Below are 4,464 nucleotides of genomic sequence, written 5' to 3' on the forward strand. Positions count from 1 at the left end.
CTGAGGAAAGGGCGTGAAAAGGTGTGTCATTTTTTGAGTCAGTTCATTTGTCTACAATCTGAAAGGATTTCTCTTCGAGGAAATCCTTTTTTTGTTGCATACGAAAAAATATAGTACGCTTACATAGGAAAAGGGGGAGAAAAAGTTGATTCGTTGTATACTGATCGATGCGAATGACACAATCATTTTGACCGATGATGTAAGTCGGATACAGGAGTCGGGCATCAAACGTTATTTCGTTGATTTCGATCAACCGACAGACGCAGAGAAGCAAAAATTGATTGAGGTTTTTGATTTTCATCCACTGGCGATTGAAGATTGTTTTCATTACTTGCAACGCCCAAAGCTTGAATATTATACAGAACATAGCTTTTTTGTCCTTCATGCGCTCGATGAAGGAACGTTGACGAGTCGTGAAATCAATTTGTTCGCAAGCGACCGGCATCTCGTCAGCTACCATGAGCAATCTTCGCCAGAAATTGATATCGTGTTTGAACAGTGTAGCCGACGCCTCGACAAACAAGAAACGGTCGACCTCGTCCATAAAATCATGGACAAGATCGTCGATGGTTATTTTCCGATCGTTCATGCGACGGAAGATGAATTGTTTGCGCTTGAGGAACGCTACCGGACGCGTGGAAACGATCGTCGGTTGATGGAGGAGATTTTCGAACTACGCGCGCGGTTACTTCGAATCTCGCGGACGGTCATGCCGATGCGGGACTTATTGTACCGTGTCGTCGAATCGAAGCGGTTATCGATTCATCCGAAGAAACAGGCATTCTTTCGCGATCTATACGATCACTTACTGAAGTTATCGGAAATGATCGAATACAATCGATTGATGACGTCTGAGTTTCGGGATAATTTCATCTCTCTCAACTCGTACCGGATGAATAGTATCATGAAGACATTGACGATCTTCACGACGATTTTCATGCCGTTGACGTTCATCGCAGGTATATATGGCATGAACTTCAAACACATGCCAGAACTGACGACCCGGTATGGTTATTTCGTAACGTTAGGGGCAATGGGACTCCTCGCTTTAGGAATGATTCTGTTCTTCAAAAAAAATCGCTGGTTTGATGAATAAGGGGGGATGTAAGTGGATATTCGACAATTGCTCTTTTTTACGACGATCGTCGAGCAAGGCTATAATTTAACGCGTGCTTCGAAGCACTTGTCAATCTCGCAACCGGCGCTTAGTCAGATGATCCGCGACTTCGAACAGCTGGAGCAAGTAGAACTGTTCATTCGAAAGCACGGACGGTTGACAGGATTATCGGAAACGGGACGTCAATTGTATGAGGATGCGAAGATCGTTCTGACACGTCATCAAGCATTGATGGGTCATCTGCGTGAACGTTCGAACGTCGTCCGAGGAAAGGTCCGTCTCGGCATCCCACCCGTCATATTACCAGTTTTATTTTCGCAATTGATTCCGAAGTTCATGGCGGAACATCCAGGCATCGAACTCGAAATCATCGAAGAGGGGGCGTTTGAACTCAAGCGTCGACTGTTACTTGAAGAACTCGACTTGGCCATATTGATTGAACCGGGCGAATCCTATGGTATCGAACGTTTTCGATTGATCGAAGATGAGGTCGTCGCCGTGCGTCCGAATCACCCGTTTCAAGCCAAAGAAGCGTTATCGTATCGTGATATCGGAAATGAACCACTTGTCATCTTGAACGATCGATTCATGTTACATCATCAAATACTATCGGAGTTTCGTAAAGTGCAGCAAGAGCCGAATATCTTCTTCATGTCAGGAGCATGGGACTTGTTGATTGGGATGGTCCAAGAACTTGACGTCATCTCAATCCTACCGGAGCCGATACTACGGTTTCATCATGCGGATGACATTAAAATCATCCCGTTCGACCCACCGATGTTATGGGATGTCTCGTTGAACCGACTCGTCGGGACGGAATTACGTCCTGTTGTCCGGCACGTCCACCAATACATCGTTCACTATTTTCAGTCGTATTGGCCAACGCCTGCGCGATGAGGAAAAAAGACCGGAACGCATCGCGCTCCGGTCTTTTGTGTTGAACGATTGTATTTTATGAAGTGACGTGTTGCGTCAGACTGCGAATCTGCTTTGCTGCTTGTTTATAAGGAGTCAGCGTCTCTTGTGCCTGTAACGTCGCGCGTTCACTCTCAAGTTGCTCGAGTGTTTGGCGTAATAGGTGCTCTGAAACGGCTGTCAAAGAAGTGTCCAGATGTGCCGACGCGACTGCAAGCAAGCGTTCTTCTTGAGTGGCAGTATACGCGAGTGCTTCTTGCTTAGTTAATGTCGCAAGCTCCTCCTTCAACTGCTCCTTCTCATTTTTCTCAAAGAAAGCTTTCGCATTCCGGAAGTGGCGTTTGACGCCGACATAAGGCGTTGCATCTTCGAATGGACCATCGAACGTCATTTCGTTTAATCGAGAGACCGTGACAGGTGCGAGTTGGAAGGATTCGTTCCATTGCTCTAGCAACTGTTGCTCCTCTTGTTGACGCCGGATCAAGGCCGATTCGAGCCATTGATCGACACGGAAATGCGTGACCCGGAGCTCTTGTTCAAAATCGAACCGAAGGAACGTCAACAGTTCCGTTAATGCATCCTGTAATGCCGCTCCTTTGCCAGTTTGAGCAAAACGAACAGGATTATAGGATTCCTTGAAAAAGTCGGGGAAACGGTAATAAATGCGTTGTACGACATGGTGCAACAGCTCATGGATCTCTGCTTTGAGTGCAGGTTCGATCAAAGCGGTGCGATTGTCTTCGAAACGATCCGTGACCTGCTGTTCTAAAGCAGACAGCTCAGCCAACCGTTCTTCTTTTCGCAACAGATTCGCTTCAGTCGCAGCGATAAATCGTTCGAGTCGCTGTACGGTCTTTTCCGTCTGCTCAGACAACGATACTTTGGCGAGACCGGTCAGATCCTCCGCTAGGAAGTGATGGAATGCCTCCTCGAATTCAGGTAAACCGGAAGTTGAATCCGATCGCTCTTGTTGCTTTTCCGTGAGACCTTGTAAGCTCGAGACTCCATACAGTCGAGGCGATCGAATCCCGAAGCGTTGCAATTCCGACGCGACATAGTTCAAGACATCTTGACGTTCGCTATCTGACGCAGCAAGATCAATCGCGTTGACGAGGAAGAACATCTTATCGAGTTCGAATGCGTCTTTGACACGACCGAGTTGAATCAAGAATTCACGGTCAGCGCGGGCGAAGGCATGATTGAAGTACGTGACGAATAAGATCGCATCCGCGTTCTTGATGTAATCAAAAGCGACATCAGTATGACGGGCATTGATTGAATCTGCTCCCGGTGTATCGACGAGCGTCACGCCAAGACGTGTTAACGGGCTATCGTAATAGAAATCGATGACATCTACGAAACAGCTTCGTTCTTCCTGCGCGACATACTGTTTAAATGCATCTTGATCGACCGTCTGAACGGTACCGATGAAGGATTGCACGGCAGGGAATCCTTTTAAGAAAGCACGCAAAAACGGGTCCGTCAGTAACGCGGTACGTGGTAAGAGCGTATCGTATGCCTGTTTCGTTGACTCGAACGTCATCGTTTCGACCATTGCTTCATTTAAGTCCTCAAGCATCGCTGCTTCCGACTTGAACGTGACTTCTGCCACGCCGTGCGGGTGTGCTACGTCAACAGGGTGAATCCGGTTGATTGATGCCGTCGTCGGATTCGGAGAGACAGGGAGGACCTTATCTCCGAGTAAGGCATTGCAAAACGATGATTTTCCGGCACTGAAGGCACCGAATAAGGCAATCGTGAACGATTGGTGTGTCAGTCGGTCCAATTTGTCATTCAAATAAGCGACGGCATCTTCAAAACCTTGAAGACCATTCAGATGCTGACGGATTCGAGCGACGTCTTCCGGTGCATAACGGACGGCTTGTTGCTCACTGATCGTCGTCGCAATTTCAAACGCAGTAGTTTCTGTCACCGATTCATACCCGGTAAAGGAGACGATTGCCGCTTCTTGCTGAATCAATTGCTCCTCCCAGATTGAAACTTGCGTCCGAGCCTGTTCGAGTTGTTGGTCGGATGGACTAGCAACGCCATGCTCATATCGTTCGAGTGCTACGGTAGCTTGTTGCCATGCTTGAACGCTATTCCATTTATGCTGTAGTGACGTCTGTTGCTGCAATAGCTCAGATTGCTCTTTCGGGAAAGTTGTCGTCAACTCTTGACGAATAAGCTCACGCCATGCGTTCGTTTCCTTGACGAACCACGCTTGTGTCTGTTCGGCGACACGATTCGTGAACTGGAGCACTGATTCACCTGTAATCGTAATACCGGTTGGCAAGGCACTTTCGAGTACGGAAAGCGGTGGGTCAAGTGAGAGCTGATCGATTGCGACGATATGCGTATCCTGTAGGAGACCAAGGTCACGTAACGATTGTTTCATCAAGTTACGTAAATGAAGCGAAATTTCAGAAGCT

3 protein-coding genes are annotated in these 4,464 nt (G+C 47.5%); 2 read left to right on the forward strand and 1 reads right to left on the reverse strand.

Features of this window, described 5'->3' with window-relative positions:
- Positions 1-145: 145 nt before the first annotated feature.
- The gene (gene corA / locus B4C70_RS03470; protein WP_290776951.1) at positions 146-1,096 is read left to right on the forward strand and encodes a magnesium/cobalt transporter CorA; all 951 of its coding nucleotides are present in this window, start codon (positions 146-148) and stop codon (positions 1,094-1,096) included.
- Between the two features lie 12 nt (positions 1,097-1,108).
- The gene (locus B4C70_RS03475; protein WP_290776952.1) at positions 1,109-2,014 is read left to right on the forward strand and encodes a LysR family transcriptional regulator; all 906 of its coding nucleotides are present in this window, start codon (positions 1,109-1,111) and stop codon (positions 2,012-2,014) included.
- A gap of 55 nt (positions 2,015-2,069) precedes the next feature.
- On the opposite strand, the gene B4C70_RS03480 is transcribed toward B4C70_RS03475, so the two are convergent.
- A partial coding sequence (locus B4C70_RS03480; protein WP_290776953.1) for a dynamin family protein occupies positions 2,070-4,464 on the reverse strand: 2,395 nt, incomplete at its 5' end.

The sequence above is a fragment of the Exiguobacterium sp. UBA5002 genome, from assembly GCF_002396765.1.
Taxonomy (GTDB): domain Bacteria; phylum Bacillota; class Bacilli; order Exiguobacteriales; family Exiguobacteriaceae; genus Exiguobacterium_A.